The sequence below is a fragment of the Halopseudomonas pelagia CL-AP6 genome, from assembly GCF_000410875.1.
Classification (GTDB): Bacteria; Pseudomonadota; Gammaproteobacteria; order Pseudomonadales; family Pseudomonadaceae; genus Halopseudomonas; species Halopseudomonas pelagia.
On record NZ_AROI01000020.1, the window covers coordinates 63719 to 86550 of the forward strand.

17 protein-coding genes are annotated in these 22832 nt (G+C 58.9%); 12 read left to right on the forward strand and 5 right to left on the reverse strand.

Annotated features, from left to right (window positions below; all coding sequences use genetic code 11):
* Positions 1-257: 257 nt before the first annotated feature.
* The 8 genes from K787_RS0114915 to K787_RS0114950 all read left to right on the forward strand — a co-directional run bounded on the left by K787_RS0114915 (position 258) and on the right by K787_RS0114950 (position 12478).
* Positions 258-671, forward strand: coding sequence for a response regulator (locus tag K787_RS0114915; RefSeq protein ID WP_022963609.1), 414 nt, complete (start codon positions 258-260; stop codon positions 669-671).
* Between the two features lie 37 nt (positions 672-708).
* Positions 709-1074: a twitching motility response regulator PilH gene (pilH, locus tag K787_RS0114920; protein WP_022963610.1), complete on the forward strand. Its 366-nt coding sequence runs from the start codon at positions 709-711 to the stop codon at positions 1072-1074.
* A 47-nt stretch (positions 1075-1121) separates the two neighbouring features.
* Positions 1122-1658 carry a chemotaxis protein CheW gene (locus tag K787_RS0114925; RefSeq protein WP_022963611.1) on the forward strand — a complete coding sequence of 179 codons (537 nt, stop codon included), beginning with the start codon at positions 1122-1124 and terminating at the stop codon, positions 1656-1658.
* 88 nt (positions 1659-1746) lie between these two features.
* The gene (locus tag K787_RS0114930) at positions 1747-3783 is read left to right on the forward strand and encodes a methyl-accepting chemotaxis protein (protein ID WP_028614973.1); all 2037 of its coding nucleotides are present in this window, start codon (positions 1747-1749) and stop codon (positions 3781-3783) included.
* A 59-nt stretch (positions 3784-3842) separates the two neighbouring features.
* Positions 3843-4742 (forward strand): CheR family methyltransferase, encoded by a 900-nt coding sequence (locus K787_RS0114935; protein ID WP_022963613.1) that lies wholly within the window; start codon positions 3843-3845, stop codon positions 4740-4742.
* 2 nt (positions 4743-4744) lie between these two features.
* Positions 4745-10987: an Hpt domain-containing protein gene (locus K787_RS0114940; RefSeq protein WP_022963614.1), complete on the forward strand. Its 6243-nt coding sequence runs from the start codon at positions 4745-4747 to the stop codon at positions 10985-10987.
* The gene (locus K787_RS0114945) at positions 10980-11948 is read left to right on the forward strand and encodes a chemotaxis protein CheB (protein WP_022963615.1); all 969 of its coding nucleotides are present in this window, start codon (positions 10980-10982) and stop codon (positions 11946-11948) included. Before K787_RS0114940 ends, K787_RS0114945 begins: the two co-directional genes overlap by 8 nt.
* A 47-nt stretch (positions 11949-11995) precedes the next feature.
* The gene (locus K787_RS0114950; RefSeq protein WP_022963616.1) at positions 11996-12478 is read left to right on the forward strand and encodes a chemotaxis protein CheW; all 483 of its coding nucleotides are present in this window, start codon (positions 11996-11998) and stop codon (positions 12476-12478) included.
* 14 nt (positions 12479-12492) lie between these two features.
* Here K787_RS0114950 and K787_RS0114955 read toward each other — a convergent pair whose 3' ends face one another.
* Both K787_RS0114955 and ompR read right to left on the reverse strand, forming a co-directional pair.
* The gene (locus K787_RS0114955; RefSeq protein WP_022963617.1) at positions 12493-13794 is read right to left on the reverse strand and encodes a HAMP domain-containing histidine kinase; all 1302 of its coding nucleotides are present in this window, start codon (positions 13792-13794) and stop codon (positions 12493-12495) included.
* Entirely contained in the window at positions 13791-14513 is a 723-nt protein-coding gene (gene ompR, locus K787_RS0114960; RefSeq protein WP_022963618.1) for an osmolarity response regulator transcription factor OmpR, read from the reverse strand. Before ompR ends, K787_RS0114955 begins: the two co-directional genes overlap by 4 nt.
* 202 nt (positions 14514-14715) lie before the next feature.
* Between ompR and K787_RS0114965 the strand changes: the two genes are divergently transcribed.
* The 3 genes from K787_RS0114965 to gshA all read left to right on the forward strand — a co-directional run bounded on the left by K787_RS0114965 (position 14716) and on the right by gshA (position 19113).
* Positions 14716-17061 (forward strand): Tex family protein, encoded by a 2346-nt coding sequence (locus tag K787_RS0114965; RefSeq protein WP_022963619.1) that lies wholly within the window; start codon positions 14716-14718, stop codon positions 17059-17061.
* 2 nt (positions 17062-17063) lie between these two features.
* Complete coding sequence (locus tag K787_RS0114970) at positions 17064-17465, forward strand: PaaI family thioesterase (RefSeq protein WP_022963620.1); 402 nt, start codon at positions 17064-17066, stop codon at positions 17463-17465.
* 70 nt (positions 17466-17535) lie between these two features.
* Complete coding sequence (gshA, locus tag K787_RS0114975; protein WP_022963621.1) at positions 17536-19113, forward strand: glutamate--cysteine ligase; 1578 nt, start codon at positions 17536-17538, stop codon at positions 19111-19113.
* 30 nt (positions 19114-19143) lie between these two features.
* On the opposite strand, the gene K787_RS0114980 is transcribed toward gshA, so the two are convergent.
* Entirely contained in the window at positions 19144-19548 is a 405-nt protein-coding gene (locus tag K787_RS0114980) for a flagellar basal body-associated FliL family protein (RefSeq protein WP_022963622.1), read from the reverse strand.
* 196 nt (positions 19549-19744) lie between these two features.
* Between K787_RS0114980 and K787_RS0114985 the strand changes: the two genes are divergently transcribed.
* Positions 19745-20725 carry an NADPH:quinone oxidoreductase family protein gene (locus K787_RS0114985; RefSeq protein ID WP_022963623.1) on the forward strand — a complete coding sequence of 327 codons (981 nt, stop codon included), beginning with the start codon at positions 19745-19747 and terminating at the stop codon, positions 20723-20725.
* A gap of 16 nt (positions 20726-20741) precedes the next feature.
* Here the strand turns inward: K787_RS0114985 and trmL are convergent, their stop codons facing one another.
* Together trmL and ntrC are read right to left on the reverse strand one after the other, a co-directional pair.
* Positions 20742-21209 (reverse strand): tRNA (uridine(34)/cytosine(34)/5-carboxymethylaminomethyluridine(34)-2'-O)-methyltransferase TrmL, encoded by a 468-nt coding sequence (gene trmL / locus K787_RS0114990; protein ID WP_022963624.1) that lies wholly within the window; start codon positions 21207-21209, stop codon positions 20742-20744.
* A 190-nt stretch (positions 21210-21399) separates the two neighbouring features.
* Positions 21400-22830 (reverse strand): nitrogen regulation protein NR(I), encoded by a 1431-nt coding sequence (ntrC, locus tag K787_RS0114995; protein ID WP_022963625.1) that lies wholly within the window; start codon positions 22828-22830, stop codon positions 21400-21402.
* Between the last annotated feature and the right edge of the window lie 2 nt (positions 22831-22832).

A 22832-nucleotide genomic window follows, 5' to 3' on the forward strand; every position in this document is an offset into this window, starting at 1 on the left:
TTGATGGCTGAGCGATGATGGCTAAGCGGTGTGCGAGTCAGTGTACTCTGCGGATGGCTTGTGATGAAGGGTTGACTAATGTCGGCGGATGTCTCATATCTGGTGCGTGGCGGTAAAAAAGCGGAAAACGGTGTTGCCTCAATAGATTGGCTGCATAAACTATGTTAAAAGTACGCGGAAAAGGGATCGGCTGGTGATGCGTCGGCATCATGCCATTTGCGCTAACCACCCACCATTAATAACAAGGGCTGGTCATAATGGAAGAAAATTTCGAAAGCCTGAAAGTCATGGTCATTGACGACAGCAAGACTATCCGCCGTACGGCAGAAACACTGCTGAAAAAAGTCGGATGCACCGTTATTACTGCTGTTGACGGCTTTGATGCGTTGGCCAAAATCGCCGACAACCACCCCGATATTATCTTTGTCGATATTATGATGCCGCGTCTCGATGGCTATCAGACCTGCGCGTTGATAAAGAACAACAGCGCCTTCCGCGGTACACCGGTCATTATGCTGTCGAGCAAGGATGGTCTGTTCGATAAGGCCAAGGGGCGCATTGTCGGTTCTGACCAATATCTGACCAAGCCTTTCAGTAAGGAAGAGCTACTGGGTGCGATCCGTGCCCATGTTCCACAATCGAACGATTTAGCAGGTGCGTCGGGCGCTTGAGTTTGCCGCCGCCTTATAGCCATACCGGGGGAGTTGCATGGCCAGAATTCTAGTAGTAGATGATTCGCCGACCGAGCTGTACAAGCTGACAGGCATGCTGGAGAAGCATGGGCACGAAGTGCTCAAGGCCGAAAATGGCGCAGACGGGGTTGCGCTGGCACGCCAGGAGAAACCGGATGTGGTGCTTATGGATATTGTCATGCCTGGTCTGAATGGTTTTCAGGCGACTCGGCAATTGACCAAGGATCCTGAAACGGCCCATATCCCGGTGATTATCGTCACCACCAAAGATCAGGAAACCGATAAGGTCTGGGGCAAGCGGCAGGGCGCCAAGGATTACCTGACCAAGCCGGTTGAGGAAGATACCCTGATCAAGACATTGAAGTCGGTGCTGGGCGGCTGATAACAGTTGCTGGCATGTTGCCGCATAACAACCAGAACAGGCAAAGCATGGCAGAATCAATACATCCTTTCGATCTTCTTCAGCAACTGGCCGCGCGCTGTCGTCGTCAGGCCATCGGCCTGCCAGCGCAAGACGTGGTCAGTGAAACCTGGAGTGGCGTTGGTTTCCGGGTTGCCGGGCAGCCAATGGTCGCGGCCATGGGTGAAGTCAGTGAAATCCTGCATGAGCCGCGCTATACCGCATTACCTCGGGTCAAATCCTGGGTTCGCGGAGTGGCGAATGTGCGCGGCCGCCTGCTGCCCATCATCGATTTGAGCCGGTTCTTCGGCTCCACCGTCAGCATTCCCCGTAAGCAGCGGCGCGTCCTGGTTCTCGACCGCGATGGCCTGTTTGTGGGGTTATTGATTGATGAGCTGCTGGGCATGCAGCATTTTCCAGTCAGCAGTTTTAGCACCGAATTGCCCAGCATTGAGGAAGGCTTTAGACCTTTCGTGGTGGGAGCTTATGTCCAGGAGTCGGCATCATTGGTATTCAACTTCCGGGCATTGGCGCGCGATCAGGCGTTTCTCGACGTGGCGATCTGATTGAGGGAGGGGGCGGCCGGTCAACCCGGTGTCGCGACTAAATCCAGGATAGCAAGAATAATGTTGTAGGCCAGGTAGGGGCCAGATGATGAAAAAGTTTGATAAGCAGATACTGTCCAACATGCGCAGCAATCGCACGCTCACCGGCTTGTTTGCCGCTCTGATCGTTTCTTTGCTGCTGCTCTTCGTCAACTTCCTGTACCTGAACATTCAGAGTGCCTACGACACCGAATACATAGGTCACGCTGGTGAGCTGCGGGTGTTGTCTCAGCAGATATCCAAATCTGCCAGTGAGGCAGCAACGGGTACGCCCGAGGCCTTCGCACTGCTGCTCGACGAGCGTAATGACTTCCAGCAACGCTGGGAGTACCTGACCGATGGACGCGAAGAAACCGGCCTGCCGGCGGCTCCCCAGTCGTTGCAGGAGGAAATGCAGACGGTGCAAAGCAACTGGGATCGAGTGCGTAACAACGCTGACGAGATTCTTGCCAGCGAAGCGACTGTGCTGTCGCTGAATGAAGTGGCCCTGACGCTGTCCGACACCATCCCGCAGTTGCAGGTTGAATATGAGGACGTGGTAGACGTGCTCATCGATAGTGATGCCGCCGCAGACCAGGTGGCTATTGCCCAGCGTCAGTCGTTGCTGGCCGAGCGCATCCTCAACTCGGTAAACCGAGTACTGGCAGGTGATGAAGACGCGGTGATGGCGGCGGACAGTTTCGGCCGCGATGCGAGCCTGTTTGGGCGCGTGCTGCAAGGCATGATCGAAGGCAACCCAGCCATCGGCATCGAACGGGTGACGGATGCCGACGCCCTGGTGCGGTTGAACGATATTGCCGACCTGTTCACTTTCGTATCCGAATCGGTTGATGAGATCCTGCTGACGTCTCCCGAGCTGTATCAGGTGAGTCTGGCTGCCAGTGAAACCTTTACCGACTCCCAACTGCTGTTGGACAACGTATCGCAGCTCACCGCTGGCTTTGAGGCGCGTAGTGATGCGCGCTGGATCAATACCTTGCTGGGTTATGTACTGGCGTTAGTTGCTCTTGGCAGTATTTTGCTGATCGGTGTGCAAATGACCCGCGAAACGCGCCTGCGCTTGGCTGAAACGGCAGAAAAAAATGACAAGAACCAGGCGGCAATTCTGCGTCTGCTCGATGAAATTGCCGACCTTGCCGATGGTGACTTGACCGCCCAGGCAACGGTAACGGAAGACTTTACCGGGGCGATTGCCGACTCTATCAACTTCTCCATTGACCAACTGCGTGCCCTGGTACAAACCATTAACGAAACCGCACTGCAGGTATCCTCGGCCGCCCAGGAAACCCAGGGAACAGCAATGCATCTGGCCGAGGCCTCCGAGCATCAGGCCCAGGAAATTGCCGGTGCCTCGGCTGCGGTGAACGAGATGGCCGTGTCGATTGACCAGGTATCGGCCAACGCCGCCGAATCCTCCGCGGTAGCAGAGCGCTCGGTAGCCATCGCCAACAAGGGTAACGAGGTGGTGCAAAATACCATCACCGGCATGGATACCATTCGCGAGCAGATTCAGGACACCTCCAAACGGATCAAGCGTCTGGGTGAATCTTCCCAGGAGATTGGCGACATCGTTAGCCTGATCAACGATATCGCCGACCAGACCAACATTCTGGCCTTGAATGCCGCTATCCAGGCCTCTATGGCGGGTGATGCCGGCCGAGGCTTCGCGGTGGTAGCGGACGAAGTACAGCGCCTTGCGGAACGTTCTTCCTCGGCAACCAAGCAGATCGAGGCGCTGGTAAAGACCATTCAGACCGATACCAACGAGGCGGTTATCTCCATGGAGCAAACCACCTCCGAAGTGGTACGGGGTGCGCGTCTGGCGCAGGACGCGGGTGTCGCGCTGGAAGAAATCGAAAAAGTATCCACCAGTCTCGCGGCGTTGATTCAGAACATCTCCAACGCAGCACGCCAGCAGGCCTCTTCTGCGGGCCACATCTCCAATACCATGAACGTGATCCAGGAGATCACCTCGCAGACCTCTGCCGGTACTACCGCTACCGCACGCAGCATTGGCGAACTGGCTGTCCAGGCAGAGTCCATGCGTCAGTCGGTTGATGGCTTCACCCTGCCGCAGCAGTACTGACAAGAGACGTCGGGTAGCCTGCTGGCTGCCCGTAAGCCGGCATGAGCAAAGGACACATTGTGCAGAGAACGCCTAACTGGTCATTGCAGCAAGTGCCGGAGATGGATGCAGAACAATTCCATCAATGGCAGGCATTGCTCGAGTCGCGGACCGGCGTCTGCGTCAATGACCAACGCAAGGTGTTTTTGCAGACCAGTCTTTGTGCGCGGATGCGTGAGCTGAATATGGCCGACTACCAGGCGTATTACCAACACGTCACCCAGGGGCCTGCGGGTGCGATTGAATGGTCTGCGCTGATTGACCGTTTGACTGTGCGCGAGACCAGTTTTATGCGTCACAGACCTTCCTTTGACGCCGTGGGCCGGCATCTGCAGGCACTGTTGGTGGCACGCGCAGCCACGCAGCCGCTGCAGCTGTGGAGCGTAGGCTGTGCCAGTGGTGAGGAAGCCTACTCACTGGCCATGATCAGTGAGCAAGCGTTACTTCAGGCGGCCAACCAGCAGGCGGCCAGCAAGGCGCCGGGCTATGGCATATGGGCCACGGATATCAGCCTCAAGGCGTTGGAACAGGGGCGCGCAGCGCGCTACTCACGTTCCAGACTGGGCGGCCTCAATGAGGCGGAGAAGCAGCAGTGGCTGCAAGAAGCGGACGCAGAACAGTGCGAAATAGTCCCGGCACTGCGTGACCGGATTTGCTTTGCCAGGTTGAATATCCTGGAATTGGCCCAGGCCCCGATCAGGGACCTGGATATCATTTTTTGCCAGAACCTGCTCATTTATTTCCGCCGCTGGCGCCGCCGTGATTTGTTGAATCTGCTGGCCAAGCGGTTGGCACCTGGCGGTATGTTGGTGATCGGATTGGGTGAGATAGTGGACTGGAATAATCCTCTGCTGGAGCGTCTGCCCGATGATCGGGTACAGGCCTATGTGCGACGGGATATCAATGGACGTCTGGAGTGAATATGGGTGATCGGCACGACTATGTCGCCCTCGACTGGGTCAAAGGCGAAATTTCCGAGACGCTGAATCAGGCGCGTCAGGCCCTTGAAGCTTTTGTCGAGAACCCTGAGGATTCGACTCGGCTGCGCTTCTGTCTGACCTATATCCATCAGGTTCACGGCACGCTGCAGATGGTCGAGTTCTATGGTGCAGCGCTGCTTGCAGAGGAAATGGAAAAGCTCGCCCAAGCGCTGATGCATGGTAGCGCCAGCCGTGAAGGCGAAGCGCTGGATGTGTTGATGCAGGCCATCCTGCAGTTGCCCACCTACCTTGACCGTGTGCAGAGCGGCCGCCGCGACCTGCCTCTGGTCTTATTGCCACTGCTCAACGACATGCGTACCGCGCGCGGTGACAAACTGCTCTCAGAGACGTCACTGTTCAGCCCCGACGTGGATACCGGCGAGCCCGTCGACGTATCCGAGCGGTTAACCAATTTCACCGATGAACACACCGTATGGCAGCTACGCAAATTGCGTCAGGCCATGCAGATTGCCCAGGCCGGCATCATTCGTAATCAGGCTGTGGCCAGCAATGCCAAGCAGCTGGGTAAAGTATTTGCGCGCTTGCAGGCACAATGCCGTGGCTCTGCCCATGCGGACCTTTGGGCCGCGTATGCAGGCGTGGTCGAAGGCGTTGAGCACGGCACCATCGAGAATGGTGCGGCTATTCGCCAATTGCTGCGCCAGGCTGACAGGGAACTCAGGGTGCTGCTTGACCAGGGCCCGACGGCGCTGGATACACCGCCAGCGCCGGAGCTGCTACGCAACCTGCTGTTCTATGTGGCCAAGAGCCCAGGCGGAAGCCCGCGCCTGGATGCGCTCAAACAGCGTTATCAGCTTAAAGCCCTGCTGACAGAAGACGATATCGCCAATCAGGCCACCGGGTCGCGACTGGTCGGGCCGGATCGCAGTGCGATGCAGTCAGTAGTCCAGGCGCTGGGTGAAGAGCTGCTGCAGGTAAAAGATCGGCTGGATCTGTTTGTTCGCAGTGATCGCAGCCAGTTGGGCGATCTCGCCGCGCTAGCGCCCGGGATGAAACAGATTGCCGATACGCTAGCGATGCTGGGTTTGGGGCAGCCGCGACGCGTCTTGCAGGAACAGATCCAGCAGGTCGAGCATCTGGCTGCGGGGCAGAGCGAGATCAACGATGCTGCGCTGATGGACGTGGCCGGCGGGCTGCTATACGTCGAGGCCAGCCTGCAAGGCATGCTGGGTCTTGAGCGCCAGGATACGGCTGACAGCAAGGGCGCTGAGATGCCGCCTCTTGCTGCCACTCAGGACATGACGCTAGTCCATCAGCAGGTCATTCAGGAAGCACGCAACGCCCTTGAGCAAACCCGTGAGGCGATCAATGCCTTTATTGCCAGCCAATGGGACCATAGCCAGCTTGAGCCGGTCAGTGATTTGCTCAACAGCGTCCGCGGTGGGTTGGCTATGCTGCCGTTGGAGCGTGCTGCAGCGACGGTGGGCAGTTGCCGCCGGTATATCGATGACCAGTTGCTGGGCCCTAAAGCGATCCCTGACTGGGTTGCACTGGACGCATTGGCCGATGTCATCACCAGTGTGGATTACTACCTCGAGCGTCTGGCTGAGGATGATGCCGAACGCAGTGACAATATTCTCGCGGTCGCTGCCGAGCGCTTACGTACCCTCGGCTATGATCTCGACGGCGAGATCGGTAGCAGTGCTGAATCACGTGAGCCACCGGCGCCAGAGCGTCCTTTGGACATTGCAACCGCGACGCCAGCGCCGATTGAACTGCAGGCCAGCACCGCACCTGAGAACGACAGCGATACGGCTGCCGAGAGTCGTGCTGACGCCGCTCAGCCGGCCTCGGCTGAACTACCACAGCCAGTCGCGCAGAATCCTGCGGTAGAGCAGGATGACCAGGACGACGAGCTGGACGCCGAACTGGTAGAGATCTTTGTTGAGGAGGCTGGCGAAGTTCTGGATACGCTGAGCGAGTTCACTCCGCTGTGGCAATCCAATGAGGAAGATCACAAGGCTCGGGCTGAAGTGCGGCGGGCGTTCCATACCCTCAAGGGTAGTGGTCGGATGGTCAAGGCGGGGATACTCGCCGAACTCGCCTGGTCGGTTGAGAATATGCTCAATCGGGTTATCGATCGCAGCATTGAACACACGCCGGTCATCTTCGAGGTGATCAATGCCGTACGGGCTTTGATGCCGCGTTTGGTAGCGGATTTTGAGCAGAACGATCAGCAGCCTCTGGCTGAGGTGGCACAGCTAGCGGCGCTGGCCGATGCGCTGTCCCAGGGTGAGTCAGGCGAAGAGCTGATGCTGGCCTTGCAGGCCGAGCCCGATGCACAGGAACTCGATTCCAGCGATGAATTCGTTGCGGATACGTCAGTTGAAGCCGAGATGCATGGCGTTGAGCCGTCGGCCGATCAGGCTGAGGAGCAGCGCGCGCCTGAGCCTATTGCAGAGCTGCAGGATGAAGGGCTTGATGACCTGTCGGTTGAGCCGTCCAATGCAGAACCAGAACCAGAACCAGAACCAGAACCAGAACCAGAACCAGAACCAGTGCTGCAAGCTGTCGCTGATAGTGGTCTGGATCCAGTGCTGCTGGAAATCTTCCGCAACGAAACCCAATCGCATATCGAGCAGGTCAACGCTTTCCTGGCGCAATGCGCCGAGGCGTTGCCACGGCCCGTCAGCGACGCGCTTCAGCGCGCGCTGCACACGCTTAAGGGCAGCGCGCACATGGCCGGTATCCAGCCGATTGCGCTGCTGGCCACACCGCTGGAAAAGCTGGCCAAAGACTTCAAGGCCAATCTGATCTCGGTGGAACAACCCTTGGTCGATTTGCTCACGGATGGCGTCCAGCTGATAGAGGCGGGCGTCGCGCAGCTGGATACTACTCCCGAGCTGAACATCCCTGGGACCGAGCAGTTTCTCGAGCAACTGGAGACGGTGCGCCAGCACGCTATGGCCGCGCGCCACAGCAGTCGCAACGATGTGCAGGAAAGTACTGGCAGCGTAAGTTTGCTGTCGATCTTCCTGACCGACGGCATCGACCAATTGATGGACGCAGCCGATGTGCTGCAAGCGCGCCAGCAAGGTCAGAACATTGAGCTGAACAGCCACGGACTGCGTCAGAGCTTACGCGCGTTGGCGGACGTGGCGGTTGAAGTGGACTTGCCGCAGATCGAGGGCCTAAGCCAGTGCCTGGAAGATGTGCACGAGGCCTTGGGGGCTGGGCATGTGCAGTTGGATGAGGCGGCAATAAGCGCCCTTGCCATAGGCCACGAGCGCTTGATCGGCATGATGGATCAGGTCGCCGCGCATCAGCATATTCCGCCGGCTACGGCCGAAATTGCGGCGCTGCGTGCGTTGCTGCCCGCAGCCGCTTCGGCGCCAAGTCGCATTGAACCGGAGATCGCCGCCGCAGGCACCTGGAACCCGCGCGATGCGGTGACGGACGCGGAGCTGGTGGAAATCTTTCTTGAAGAGGCACAGGAGATTATCGACAGTGCCTCGGCTAGCTTGCAGCAGTGGATTGCTGACAGCGGCAACAGTCTGGCCGTTGAGTCATTGCAGCGCGATTTGCACACGCTCAAGGGCGGTGCACGGATGGCCGAGATTCCGCCGGTAGGGGATCTTGCCCACGAGTTGGAGTTTCTTTACGAGGGGCTGGCTGATCAACGTTATCAGCCCAGCGATGGGCTGAATGAGCTGTTACATGCCTGCCACGACAGCCTGGCGGAAATGGTTGAAGGTGTTGTCGCTGGGCGGATTATTAGCGACGGTTCTGGCTTAATTGCTGCGATCAAGGGCTTCCGTGCCAGACCTGATCTGCCACCGCAGTTGCCTGGGCAGGTGCTGGCAATGGCCGACAGGCAGCCAGAAGTGCAGGCCCTGGCTGAGCAGACGGTCGCTGATCCGTTGCTGGCTATGTTCCTGGAAGAAGCTATCGAACTCATGGCTCCCTGTCATGCATTGCTGGTGCAGCGCGATGGGGACAGTGGCGGGGCAGCGGAGCTGCTGCATCGCGTGCAAACCCTCAAGGGCAGCGCGCGCATGGCGGGTCAGACGGCACTCGCGGATCAGGCCAAGGAGTTGGAGGCAGCCCTGCAGATGCAAGGTATGCCCGAAGAGACACTAGATGACGGGCTGATGGCTCTATTGGCCGGTCTGGAAGGTTTGGCCGCGCGCGGAGATCTGGGCCCGGCTGACTGGAGCATGCCAGCGTTGCCGGAAACCAGCGCGCCGGTCAGCGCCCCGGCCGAGCCGCTGCCGCCGCAGATCAGTGCCGCGCCGCGGCAAACACTGGCTCAGGTAAAAGCCATTCTTCAGGGTGCTATGCAGGCCAGTGAAGCGGGAGACGATAACCAGAACCGGGTATCCGGGCAGGAAACCGTCAAAGTATCCGCCAAGCTGCTTGAGGAACTGGTCAACCTGGCCGGGGAGACATCGATTTTCCGTGGTCGTATCGAGCAGCAGGTGAATGACCTGGGTAATACCCTCAGCGACGTAGACGCCACTATTGAACGGGTGCGCGACCAGTTGCGACGGCTGGATATGGAAACCCAGGCGCAGATTCTGTCGCGGCACCAGGAGGAGATAGAGCAAGGCGGTTACGAGGAGTTCGATCCATTGGAAATGGACCGTTACTCGCAGTTGCAGCAACTCTCGCGCTCGCTGTTCGAGTCGGCCTCCGACTTGCTTGATCTGAAGGAAACCATGGCGGCCAAGAGTCGCGATGCTGAAACGCTGTTGCTGCAACAGGCGCGGGTCAATACCGAATTGCAGGAAGGCCTGATGCGCACGCGCATGGTGCCTTTTGATCGGCTACTGCCACGCATGCGTCGGGTGGTTCGCCAGGTGGCCGGAGAGCTTGGCAAGCAAGTGGCGCTGGATGTAGGCAATGCCGAAGGCGAGATGGATCGTAGCGTATTGGAGCGCATGATCGGGCCGCTGGAACATATGTTGCGCAATGCAGTTGATCACGGCATCGAGATGCCTGATCAACGTGCGGCGCAAGGCAAACGGGAAGAGGGCCGCATCCGTATTGACCTGCACCGCGAAGGCGGTGAGATCGTGCTGCAACTAGCCGATGACGGTGCCGGTATCAACCTTGACGCGGTCAAGCGCAAGGCAATCGAGCATGGTTTGATGGACGCCGACGCCGAGTTGACCGACCAGGAAATTCTGCAATTCATTCTCGAGGCGGGATTCTCGACCGCCGACAAGGTGACACAGATTTCCGGGCGGGGTGTCGGCATGGATGTCGTCAATGCCGAGGTCAAGCAGTTGGGCGGCAGCATGAGCCTGGACACCCAGCCCGGTCAGGGCAGTGTGTTCACCATTCGCCTGCCGTTCACCGTATCGGTGAACCGCGCGTTGATGGTCTATTCCGGGGACGATCTGTACGCTATCCCGTTGAATACCATCGAGGGTATTGTGCGGGTCTCCGGCTATGAGCTGGAGGCCTATTATGCGCCGGACGCGCCGCCGTTCGAATATGCGGGTAAACGTTATGACCTGCGTTACCTGGGCAATCTGCTAGTGACCGGTCAACAACCGAGGCTAAGCGGGCACACGCTGCCTTTGCCGGTGATTCTGGTGCGCGGGGCCGAGCATACCGTGGCAGTGCAGGTCGATGCCCTGGCGGGTTCGCGCGAGATCGTGGTAAAGGGTTTGGGTAAGCAGTTTGCGGTAGTGCCGGGGATTTCCGGTGCGACCATTCTCGGTGACGGTCGGGTGGTGGTGATTCTCGATCTGCTGGCGGTTATTCGTGCCCAGCAGGCGTTGCAATCCCTGCAGCGGTTGGCTGCCGAACGGGCCCAAGCGATTACCGAGAAAGAGGCCGAACGTTCGACACTGGTCATGGTAGTGGACGATTCGATCACAGTACGCAAGGTGACATCGCGCCTTCTTGAGCGCCATGGCATGGAAGTGATTACCGCCAAGGACGGGGTTGAAGCGATTGCGCGCCTACAGGATGTGCATCCGGACATCATGCTGCTGGATATCGAAATGCCGCGCATGGACGGTTTTGAAGTGGCCACGCTGGTGCGTCACGATGAACGGCTGATGGATCTGCCGATCATCATGATCACCTCGCGTACCGGTGAAAAACACCGCGAGCGCGCCCGTACCATTGGCGTTAATGATTATCTAGGTAAACCCTATCAGGAAGCTCAGCTACTGGAGGCGATAGGCAAGCTGGTCAAGATTCGTGGCTGAAGCCTTCGCTCCGGCTATCGGACTGCTGGCGGCCAACCCGGATAAACGTCGGCTGTTGCACTCGGTGCTCAGCCACTTCGGCTACCGGGTGGTGTTCTGTGATGACCCAGCGCAGTTGGACTGTCGGCGACTGGCTGCCATCACCACCGAGGCCTGGCTGCTGGAGCTGCCGGAGGAATCAGCGCTGTCGGACTGGTTGTTGGAGCACAGCGCGGTGCCAGTACTGCTGGGTGCTGGCGAAATTCCGCCGGCTGACAGCGAGGATTATCCGCGCTGGGAGCGGCGCCTTTACAACAAGCTACTGCCGTTGTTGGGTCCCGTGGAGGGCGGGCAGTTGCCGAGCATGTTGACGTTCAAGGGCACTACCAAGGAGGTGCATAACGCCCGCCAGCCAGCACGTTGTGTGTGGTTGCTGGGAGCGTCCCTGGGCGGGCCGGCGGCGGTCAAGGTGTTTCTCGACAGCCTGCCGGCGGATTTGCCTATCGCTTTTATTTACGCCCAGCACATTGACGCCGGGTTCGAGAGCCGCCTGCCGAGCATCATTGGCCGCCAGAACGACTGGCGTATTATCAATTGCGTGGCTGGTACCGCGCTACATGACGGCGATGTGCTGGTTGCGCCGATCAAACGCAGCCTGAGCTTTTCTCCGGAAGGCCGGGTGCGTCTTAGTGATACGCCTTGGCCGGGCTGCTATCAGCCCTCGATTGAGACGTTGCTGGATCAGGTAGGCGGTGCGTTTGCGCCAGCCTGCGGCGCTATTATTTTCAGCGGCATGGGTGAGGATGGCGTGCAAGCCTGCCGGCGCCTGCGCAAGCAGGGCGTCGAGGTGTGGACCCAGGATCCCCGTAGTGCTGCCTGCTCGGTGATGCCCGAAGCGGTAGCGGCTGAGGGCTTGAGCAGCCGGCAGGGCGATCCGGCAGAGCTGGCCGTTGCGTTGCAGGCGTGGCTGGCGCAGGAGTAGCCACTGGCGCTGTAGCTGCCAGCGGAAATCTATCAAGAGGAAAGCACATGTCAGATGCACTGGAAAGCCTGAATGGTCTTATTGTTCCGCTTACCGAGCAGGGGCTGTTGTTGCCGAACGTTGCCGTGGCAGAGCTGGTCAGTTTTCGCATAACCCGTGATGTGCCGGGCGCGCCGGACTGGTTTCTAGGCTGGACGCGCTGGCGTGAGCAGCAGGTCCCGCTGGTCGATCCTTATCGGTTGCTGGGTCAGACGCCGGATAACAGTGGGCGCCAGCCTCGTACCTTGATCATGAATGCCATTGGTGGGCGTGAAGGGGTGCATTTTATCGGCATGCGGGTGTGGAGTATTCCACGCTCGCGCAAAGTGCTGCGCGGGGAAATCAATGAAGTAGACGGCTCTGAGCTAGGCGAGCCTGCTCCTTATATCAGCCAGTCAGTACAGCTGGCTGATGAGGCTGAATGCTTGATAATTCCCGATCTGGAGGCTATCGAATTGGCGTTGGAGCAGGCCGGCCTGCTGCGAGGCTGAGCGGCCTGCTCCACTCAGATAGGGAAGCTGAGCCGGGCTTCGGTACCGCCACCGCTGCGGTTGAGCAGTTGCACTGTTGCACCGTGGGTTTCGGCAATGCGTTTGACAATCGCCAGTCCCAGGCCGGTGCCGGTAGTGGTTCTGGCCCGATCGCCGCGAATAAAGGGTACGAACAGTGATTCACATTCGGTCGGGTCGATCCCCGGCCCGCGATCCAGCACCGCGACCACCAGATAAGGCTGAGCCGCTGCACGTGTCACATAGGTGCAAACCTCGATGCCACTGCCGCCATGGTATAGCGCGTTGTCGATCAGGTTGCTTATCACCCGTTTTATCGACAAGCGCCTGAGCTTGATCTTAGGTACGGGTTCCAGGCATAGCCGGACTTTCTCCTCGCCGGTATTCAGCGGTGCGACGACTTCCCTGATGATGTCGTTAATGTCTTCCGGCTCAACCGCTTCAGTGCTGCCATCGCGCATGAACGCCATGAACTGATCGAGAATCGCGTCCATGTCTTCGATATCGCGAATCATGCCTTCGGTCAGATCTGGGTCGGCGGAGGATAGCAGCTCGGTGGATAGCCGCATGCGTGTCAGTGGGGTACGCAGGTCGTGGGAGACACCGGCCAACAACATCGAGCGGTCCCGGTTGGCCTGTTCGACATCCTGGGCCATTTGGTTGAAGGCCCGATACACTTCGGCGATTTCGGCCGGACAATTGGTATCCAGCAAACGTACGCTCTGGCCCTTGCCGATGCGCCTGGCGGCGTGCTCGAGTTTTTTCAGCGGTTTGTTCAACTGACGCACGAATACCCACGCGGCGGCGGTCGACAGGATGCCGATCGCCAGAAACCACAGCACTACCATCCAGATGCGTTGGCCACGCAACGGGTGAGCATAGAGAGGAACTTTCAGCCAGTTGTCCTGGTAGGCCGGTTGGTGCACCCAGATTGTGGGTTCACCCTGAATGCGCACGCGCACTTCAGTGCGGTCTCCGAGTTCGGCCCGCAGCTGATTGGTGAATATGCCGGTGTACGGCCAATGCACTTCGCCGCGCGGCACCTGATAGTGGGGGACCAAGCTCATGCCGGTCATTTTTTCGATGTCGGCACGGGTTTCCGGGCCGGCGGCCCAGTAAGAACCGATCAACATCGCGGTACCGTGACTGTACTGGCGGTCGACCAACAGGTCTTCGTTGCTCATCAGATAGAACATGGTGAGCAACTTGGAAAACAGTGTGACCAGTAACACCAGCAGAATAGTGCGGGCAAAGAAGCTACGTGGCAGCAGCGGGTGCCAGCCAGGGCCGCCCTTCACGAATGCTTACCGTCCGGCACAAAGACGTAGCCCACACCCCATACAGTCTGGATATAGCGAGGCTTGGATGGATCGGGCTCAAGCATGCGCCGCAAGCGCGAGATCTGCACGTCGATCGAGCGCTCCAGGGCATCCCACTCGCGGCCACGGGCCAGTTGCATTAACTTGTCGCGCGTCAACGGTTCGCGAGGGTGCTGGACCAGTGCCTTGAGTACCGCGAATTCCCCGGTGGTGAGCATATGCACCTCTTCGCCGCGGCGTAGCTCGCGAGTGGCCAGGCTGAGCACAAACTCGCCGAAGGTGACCTCTTCGTCCTCGCCACCGGGAGCACCCGGTACCTGTGGCGCCTGACGGCGCAGCACCGCTTTGATACGGGCGACCAATTCACGGGGATTGAAAGGCTTGGGCAGGTAGTCGTCTGCGCCCTGTTCCAGGCCGAGAATTCGGCTGGCTTCGTCGCCTTTGGCGGTGAGCATGATGATCGGCGTGGTGTTTTCCTGGTCGCGCAGGCGCTTACAGGCGGTCAGGCCGTCTTCGCCAGGCAGCATCAAGTCCAGCACGATGAGCGAATACAGCTCGCGGGCCAGCAGTCTATCCATCTGCTCGGTGTTCTCCACTGCACGCACCCGGTAACCCTGTTCGGTCAAAAAGCGCTCAAGTAGCCTGCGTAATCGAACGTCGTCATCAACAATTAGGATTTTTTCGCCTTCGCTGATCATGCGCTATTCCACCTTATTCAAGTTGTAAGCATTGTCGCTGAAGCCGCCGGTGTTAGTGCTCGGGCATTGTTACAAGAGGTTTCTTTTGTACAAGTTTTTCGGCGTTTTGGCCAGACTTCTCCCGCTGTCTTACGGTCACCCCCAACCAGGTATCTGTCGGTTATACTGCCGGGCCTGCCAACCTTGATCTGGATACTTCAGTATGGAATCTATTGCCTCGCGTATTGCCAGTGAACTGACGGTTCGCCCGGAACAGGTCGACGCCACTGTCAGACTGCTTGATGAAGGTGCCAGCGTGCCCTTCATTGCCCGTTACCGCAAGGAGGTCACCGGCAGCCTGGATGATACCCAGCTGCGCTATCTTGAGGAGCGGCTGCGCTATCTTCGCGAAATGGAAGACCGACGCCAGACGATTCTCAACAGCATCACCGAACAGGGCAAGCTAACCGCCGAACTGGAGCATGATATTCGCGGCGCTGAGACCAAGACCCGGCTGGAAGACCTGTACCTTCCGTACAAGACCAAGCGCCGCACCAAAGGCCAGATTGCTATCGAAGCAGGCCTTGAGCCGCTGGCGGATCAGCTGTTTGCTGATCCGACCCTGAGCCCCGAGCAGACCGCCGCAGGCTATGTTGATGCGGACAAAGGCTTTGCCGATGTCAAAGCGGCGCTGGACGGCGCTAAATATATTCTTATGGAGCGTTTCAGTGAGCAGGCCAGCCTGCTGGAAACGCTGCGTCGTGCATTGCGTGAAGATGGTCGGGTGGTTTCCAAGCTGGTGCCGGGCAAGGAGCAGGACGGTGCCAAGTTTCGTGACTATTTTGAGTACGCCGAGGCGCTGAGCAAGGTCCCGTCGCATCGCGCGCTGGCAATCTTGCGTGGCCGCAACGAAGGCATGCTGAGTATCGCCCTGGAGTTGGGTGATACTGACGCGCCTGCCGGTACGCCCCATCCCTGTGAGGGCATGATCGCCCAGGCTTTTGACATCCGTGATCAGGGCCGCGCAGCCGACAAATGGCTGGCCGAAGTGGTGCGTTGGACCTGGCGGGTAAAATTGCTCGGGCATCTGGAAACCGAATTGCTCGGCGATCTGCGTGAAGGTGCCGAGGACGAAGCGATTCGCGTGTTCGCCAGTAACCTCAAGGACCTGCTGTTGTCAGCCCCCGCCGGGCCGCGGGTCACGCTCGGGCTGGACCCTGGGCTGCGCACCGGGGTCAAGGTGGTGGTGGTGGATGCCACCGGCAAGTTGGTTGATCACACCACCATATTCCCGCATGCGCCACGTAACCAATGGAACGAGTCGCTGGCCGTGCTGGCTGCGTTGAGCAAGAAACACAGCGTCACACTGGTTGCGATTGGCAATGGCACAGCGTCACGGGAATCCGACAAGCTGGCCAGCGAATTGCTCAAACTCTGTCCAGAGTTGCCGATGCAAAAGATTATGGTCTCGGAAGCGGGCGCCTCGGTCTACTCTGCGTCGGAACTGGCCGCCAAGGAGTTTCCGCAGCTGGATGTAACCTTCCGCGGCGCGGTGTCCATTGCCCGGCGCCTGCAGGATCCGCTGGCTGAACTGGTCAAAATCGACCCCAAATCCATCGGCGTTGGTCAGTACCAGCACGACGTTTCGCAAGTGAAGCTGGCGCGCAGCCTGGATGCGGTGGTGGAGGATTGCGTTAACGCGGTCGGCGTAGACTTGAACACCGCCTCGGCGCCTTTGCTTACCCGCGTCTCGGGTCTGAACCCGAGCATCGCGCAGAATATTGTTGATTATCGTGACCAGCATGGCGCTTTTGCCAGCCGCCGCGAACTGCTCAAAGTCAGCCGCCTGGGCGACAAGACCTTTGAGCAGGCCGCTGGCTTCCTGCGGGTGATGAACGGCAGCAATCCACTGGACGCCTCGGCGGTGCATCCCGAGGCCTATCCGCTGGTCGAACGTATTGCCAGCGAGACCGGTCGGGACATTCGTGGCCTGGTCGGCGATTCGGTATTCCTGCGTCAATTGGAGCCGTCGCGCTACACCGACGAGCATTTCGGCGTGCCGACCATCACCGATATCCTCAAGGAGCTGGACAAGCCCGGCCGTGATCCGCGCCCCGAATTCAAGGCGGCTACTTTTCAGGACGGCGTGGAAAGCATTCGCGATCTCAAGCCCGGTATGCAGCTTGAAGGCGTGGTCAGCAACGTGGCCAATTTTGGCGCCTTTGTTGATATCGGCGTGCATCAGGACGGCCTGGTGCATATTTCCATGTTGTCGCAGCAGTTCGTCAAGGACCCGCGGGAAGTGGTCAAGGCCGGCGATATTGTTCGCGTCAAGGTGATGGAAGTGGACATTGCGCGGCAACGCATCAGCCTGACCATGCGCCTGTCTGATGAGCCTGGTGCTGCAGGTGAGAAGGTTGGGCAGGCGTCAGGCGCGCAAGGTGAGCGCAATCGGAATCAGGGTAAGGGCCAGGGCCGCAATCAGTCTGGCGGGGCTGGTGCGCCAGCGCCAGCCGGTGGTACCTTTGCCAACTTGTTTGCCAATGCCAAAGACCTGAAGAAGCGCTGACCATGAGCCAACACCCCCATCTGCATGAGATCGCGAAAAACCGCATGAGTCCGTTTACCAAGATGCTCGGCTTGGAATTCAAGTCGCTTGAAAAGGGCTTGTGCACCCTGTTGCTGAGCATCCGCGAGGAGCATTTCAACGGTACGGCGCGGGTGCATGGCGGCGTGATTTTCTCGCTGCTGGATTCGGCCATGGGCGCTGCTGCCTTCAGCGTGCTGGAGCCGCACGAATCCACTGCTACAGTGGAATGCAAGATCAACTACACGCGCGCGGTGATCGGTGGCGAACTGGAATGCTTTGGTAAGGTCGTACATGCGGGTACCCGCACCGTAGTGGTGGATGGGGAAATCTGGCAGGACGGTGCGCTGGTGGCCAAGGCGCTGGGTACTTTTGCCCGGATCTGATCCGTACTAATCACGTTCACGCTGGTACGCAGATCGTGCTGCCAGCCTGACAGCTTCAGGAGTGGCAACCTTGTCACCAACGTTTAGCAATACCCTTGAACTGCTGGCCCAACCGACCTACCGCGAGCGGCTAAATGGCTGTCAGCATGGGATTGAAAAAGAAAGCCTGCGAACCACGCCAAGCGGTGATCTGGCGTGTACACCGCACCCGCTGGCGCTGGGCTCGGCGTTGACGCATCCGACCATTACTACCGATTATTCAGAAGCGTTGATCGAGCTGATCACCCCAGTCAGTACCAGCCTGGATACGCTGTTTGAGCATCTGGATATCACGCACCGCTTTGTTTACAGCCAGTTGGAACATGAGCTGCTGTGGACCGAGTCGATGCCCTGTAAGCTGCCGGCGGTGGATGCTGATATTCCGATCGCCTGGTATGGCACCTCGAATATCGGCATGCTTAAGCATGTCTACCGGCGCGGTTTGGCCATTCGCTATGGCAAGGCCATGCAGTGCATTGCCGGCATTCATTACAACTTCTCGCTGCCGCCTCAGCTCTGGGCGGTGTTGCAGGAGCAGGCGGGCGACGCACGCTCGGCGCAGGATTATCAGTCCGAGCGCTATATGGATCTGATCCGTAACTTCCGCCGTTATGCCTGGCTGCTGATGTATCTGTTTGGCGCCTCGCCGGCGGTCTGTGCGACCTTCCTGCAAGGTCGTGATCACAAGCTGTTGCCGCTGGGCGAAAAAAGTCTGTACCTGCCCTATGCGACCAGCCTGAGGATGAGCGACCTGGGTTACAACAACAACGCTCAGTCCGGTCTCAACGTCTGCTACAACAGCCTGGACAGCTATATTGCCAGCATGCAGGAAGCCATCAGCTTGCCTTATGCGCGTTATGATCAGATGGGTACGCATGACGCGCAGGGTCAGTGGCAGCAACTCAATACCAACCTGTTACAGATCGAGAACGAGTTCTACAGCCCTATTCGTCCCAAGCGAGTGACGCGCAGCGGCGAGAAGCCGGTATACGCCCTGGCTTCGCGCGGGGTGGAGTACATCGAAGTACGCTGTATGGATATCGACCCCTTTGTGCCGCTGGGTATAGAGCCGACCAGCGCCTGTTTTCTCGACAGCTTTTTACTCTACTGCGCTCTGCAGGACAGTCCTGCACTGACTGAAGAGGCTTGCACCGAGACCAGTGACAACTTTGCCCTGGCGGTCAAACGCGGCCGCGAGCCAGGCCTGCAGTTGGCGGATGGCGGCCAGTCGCGGGATCTGAAGGAATGGGGTCTGGCGCTGCTGGATGACATCGCTGAGTGTGCGAGTCTATTGGACCGCAGCCATCAGACCAGTGCCTACCGTGACAGCCTGGCGTTGCAGCGAGCGAAACTCGAGGATGCAGCGCTTACGCCTTCGGCACGAGTGTTGGCGGCGCTTGCCGAACACGACAACAGCTTCTTCCGCTTTGCCCTGGCCCAATCTCAAGCACATGCTCGCGAGCTGCTCAGCCGGCCGCTGGATGCCGAGACACTGCGCGCTTGCAGAGCCCAAGTCGACAGCTCCCTGGCGGAGCAGGCGGCCATAGAGGCGGCAGATGAAATGGATTTTGACAGCTTTGTCGAGAGCTATCTGAGTCAGCGCGCCTGAGCTTCAGGCGCGCCACTCGATGGGACCCTACTACTGGGTGACCAGGTTGGTGAAAAGCAAGTCATCTACCAGCGGCTTGCCTTCCTCTTCTTCCAGTACCGCACGGACGGCCTCCAGCGCCTGCTTCTTGAGCTGCTCCTTGCCTTCCAGCGTGGCCAGCCCTTCAGGCGTCTGACGCCCGAACAACGACACCAGGGAGTTGCGAATCAACGGGTCGTGATACTGGATGCGCTCCACTGCAGTCGGATCGTTGGCGCGTAGCGCTACATCGACTTTCATGTACTGGATGCGCGGCCCAGGCCCTATGGTGCCAACAAAGGAAGGGCTTAACTCCACATACTGTGCTCCCGGCGCGGCGGCCTTCTCACTGGCCTGTACCGGCAGCCAGACCGCCATCGACAACAACAGCACATACAGGGTGTTTCTCAATGACATCAGCGTTGACTCCCTTATCGTTGGCCTCAGGATAGCCGAGCTGGCCCTTGTCGCCAAACTTTCGTCGCCAGACTTTCTTCGGTAAACATTGCCTGTCGGATTCTTATGGGTGTCAATCAATTCAAGGTATGGTCATTGACCCCGTTGCCCTGCATGCGACTAGACTGTATGAAAACCTGATAACAGTGGAGTCGTCATGAAAGCTGTATTGTGCAAATCCTTTGGCCCGCCGAGTAACCTGGTACTGGAAGAGGCCGCTGATCCGGTCGCCAAGCCCAACGAAGTAATAGTCGATATTCACGCAGCCGGTGTTAACTTTCCCGACACTTTGATCATTGAAGGCAAATACCAGATCAAGCCGCCATTCCCGTTTTCACCCGGCGGTGAAGCGGCGGGCGTGATCGCCAGCGTCGGTGACAAGGTCAAACACTTGAAGCCGGGTGACCGGGTCATGGGTCTGACCGGTTTTGGCAGCTTTGCCGAGCAGGTTGCCATCGATGCGTCGCGTATCCTGCCGATGCCCAAGGATATGGATTTCGTTACCGCCGCCGGTTTCAGCATGACCTATGGCACTTCAATGCATGCGCTCAAACAGCGCGCTAACATTCAGCCTGGCGAAACGCTGCTGGTGCTCGGTGCTTCCGGCGGCGTGGGCTTGGCTGCAGTGGAGATCGGCAAAGCCATGGGCGCCCGAGTCATTGCCGCTGCGTCCAGCGCCGAGAAGCTGGAAGTAGCCAAGGCCGCTGGCGCCGATGAGCTGATCAACTACAGCGAAGTCAGCCTCAAGGATGCGGTCAAAGAGCTGACCAAGGGCCAGGGCGCGGATGTGATCTATGATCCGGTCGGCGGCGATCTGTTTGATCAGGCAGTGCGCTCGATCAACTGGAAGGGTCGTTTGCTGGTAGTGGGTTTTGCCAGTGGCCGCATTCCCGAATTCCCGGCGAACCTGGCGCTGCTCAAGGGCTCGTCCATCGTCGGCGTGTTCTGGGGCTCGTTTGCTGCCCGTGAGCCGCAGGCCAACCTGGAAAACTTCCAGCAACTGTTTGCCTGGTTCAGTGAAGGCAAGCTCAAGCCGTTGGTGTCTCTGACCTACAAGCTAGATGAGTACGAGGACGCACTCGAAGTGCTCAGCTCGCGCAAGGCCGTCGGCAAGGTCGTGGTTAAAGTCCGCGACTGATCATCCGTGCTCTTTATCAAAGTCCGGCGCCGGTAAAGCCTTGCTGGCGCCAGGCTTCGTAAATCAGCACGGCGGCACTGTTGGACAGATTCAGGCTGCGGCTGCCCGGCATCATGGGCACGCGCAGCACCTGATCCGCAGGCAGGGCGTCGCGTACCTCGGCAGGCAGCCCACGGCTTTCCGGCCCAAACAGAAATAAATCCCCCGGCTTGAATGTCACCTCACTGAACCCGTGCTTGCCCTTGGTGCTCAAGGCAAAAACCCGTGCTGGCTTTACTGCTGCCAGGCAGGCGTCCAGATTGGGGTAGGTCTTCACCGCAGCAAATTCGTGGTAGTCCAGCCCGGCTCGGCGCAAGCGCTTGTCATCCAATTCAAACCCAAGCGGTTCGATCAGATGCAGCTGGCAGCCGGTGTTGGCGCACAGACGAATGATGTTGCCGGTATTGGGCGGGATTTCAGGTTCGAGCAGGGCGATATGGAACATAGGCGTGCCATTGGATGCGATGTGGAGCGCAGTCTAGGTGTTGGCGCGCGTAGCGGCAAGCCGCAAGCGGGCAACTGCTTTTCCTTCGTCCATAAAAAAAGGCGACTCTGGCCTGCCTGAACCAGAGTCACCCCAAATACACCCAATGTTACTAAAGCATCAAGCGTGCCAGCTTTACCGGGAAGCCGGGTTATTCGCTCTCGTCTTCGTCATTGCCGTCGATATTCATACCCAGTTCTTTGATCTTGCGGGTCAGCGTATTACGACCCCAGCCCAGCAACTGCGCTGCATCGCGGCGTCTGCCGGCGGTGTGCTTAAGGGCTGTTTCGATCATGATGCGCTCGAACGCCGGTACCGCAATATCGAGCAAATTGGACACGCCGCGGGCCAGCTCCTGATCGGCCCAGGTGCGCAAACTTTGCTCCCAATGGCCATCGGGCGCACTGTCCTGGTGCTGGGTGAGCATTTCCGGGGGCAGATCTTCGATCAGGACCTCACGGCTGGAGGCCATGACGGTGATCCAGCGGCAGGTGTTCTCCAGTTGGCGTACGTTGCCGGGCCAGGGCAGGTTGCGTAGGTAGTCCTGAGTTTGCGGCTTAAGTACCTTGGGCTCGACCGCCAGCTCCTGAGCCGCGCGTGCGAGGAAATGTTGGGCCAGTGCGGGAATATCTTCGCGGCGCTCGGATAGCTTGGGAATGTGAATGCGGATCACATTGAGGCGATGGAACAGATCTTCGCGAAAGCCGCCGGCCTGTACCAGTCCTTCCAGGTTCTGGTGGGTGGCGGCAATGATTCGCACATCGACCTTGATCGGCGTATGCCCGCCGACCCGATAGAACTCGCCGTCGGCCAGCACGCGCAGCAGGCGCGTCTGGGTTTCGGCGGGCATGTCGCCGATCTCATCGAGAAACAGGGTGCCGCCGTCAGCTTGTTCGAAACGTCCACGGCGTTGCACTGCAGCGCCGGTAAAGGCGCCTTTCTCGTGACCGAACAGTTCCGATTCCATCAGATCCTTGGGAATCGCTGCCATGTTCAACGCAATAAAGGGATTGCGTGCCCGCGGGCTGTGGCGATGCAGGGCGTGGGCTACCAATTCCTTACCGGTACCGGATTCACCGTTGATCAATACGGTGATGTTCGAGTGGGAAAGGCGGCCGATAGCGCGAAAGACCTCCTGCATGGCTGGAGCTTCGCCGATGATTTCAGGCGTGCGCGCCTGCGCTGGATCCGGCTCCTGACCATCCTGCTCGCGGCTGTGTGCGAGTGCCCGGCGTACCAGGGCAACGGCCTCGTCCACGTCGAATGGTTTCGGCAGGTACTCGAATGCCCCGCCCTGATAGGACGCCACCGCACTGTCCAGATCGGAATGCGCGGTCATGATGATCACCGGCAGTTTGGGAAACTGCTCGCGAATGCTCGCGAGCAATTCCAGACCGCTGGTACCGGGCATGCGGATGTCGCTGATCAGTACGTCCGGGTGCTGACGTTGCAGGCGGGCCAGAGCGCTGTCGGCATTATCGAAGCTGACCGGCTCCATGCCCTCCTGCTGCAATGCCTTTTCCAACACCCAGCGGATTGATCGGTCGTCATCAACAATCCAGACATTTTCAGCTCGGCTCATAG

Excerpts from the sequence above, each read along its gene's own strand:
- K787_RS0114915 (WP_022963609.1), top strand. The coding sequence starts at position 258 with ATGGAAGAAAATTTCGAAAGCCTGAAAGTCATGGTCATTGACGACAGC.
- pilH (WP_022963610.1), top strand. The coding sequence starts at position 709 with ATGGCCAGAATTCTAGTAGTAGATGATTCGCCGACCGAGCTGTACAAG.
- K787_RS0114925 (WP_022963611.1), top strand. The coding sequence starts at position 1,122 with ATGGCAGAATCAATACATCCTTTCGATCTTCTTCAGCAACTGGCCGCG.
- K787_RS0114930 (WP_028614973.1), top strand. The coding sequence starts at position 1,747 with ATGAAAAAGTTTGATAAGCAGATACTGTCCAACATGCGCAGCAATCGC.
- K787_RS0114940 (WP_022963614.1), top strand. The coding sequence starts at position 4,745 with ATGGGTGATCGGCACGACTATGTCGCCCTCGACTGGGTCAAAGGCGAA.
- K787_RS0114950 (WP_022963616.1), top strand. The coding sequence starts at position 11,996 with ATGTCAGATGCACTGGAAAGCCTGAATGGTCTTATTGTTCCGCTTACC.
- ompR (WP_022963618.1), bottom strand. The coding sequence starts at position 14,513 with ATGATCAGCGAAGGCGAAAAAATCCTAATTGTTGATGACGACGTTCGA.
- K787_RS0114965 (WP_022963619.1), top strand. The coding sequence starts at position 14,716 with ATGGAATCTATTGCCTCGCGTATTGCCAGTGAACTGACGGTTCGCCCG.
- K787_RS0114970 (WP_022963620.1), top strand. The coding sequence starts at position 17,064 with ATGAGCCAACACCCCCATCTGCATGAGATCGCGAAAAACCGCATGAGT.
- K787_RS0114980 (WP_022963622.1), bottom strand. The coding sequence starts at position 19,548 with ATGTCATTGAGAAACACCCTGTATGTGCTGTTGTTGTCGATGGCGGTC.
- K787_RS0114985 (WP_022963623.1), top strand. The coding sequence starts at position 19,745 with ATGAAAGCTGTATTGTGCAAATCCTTTGGCCCGCCGAGTAACCTGGTA.
- trmL (WP_022963624.1), bottom strand. The coding sequence starts at position 21,209 with ATGTTCCATATCGCCCTGCTCGAACCTGAAATCCCGCCCAATACCGGC.
- ntrC (WP_022963625.1), bottom strand. The coding sequence starts at position 22,830 with ATGAGCCGAGCTGAAAATGTCTGGATTGTTGATGACGACCGATCAATC.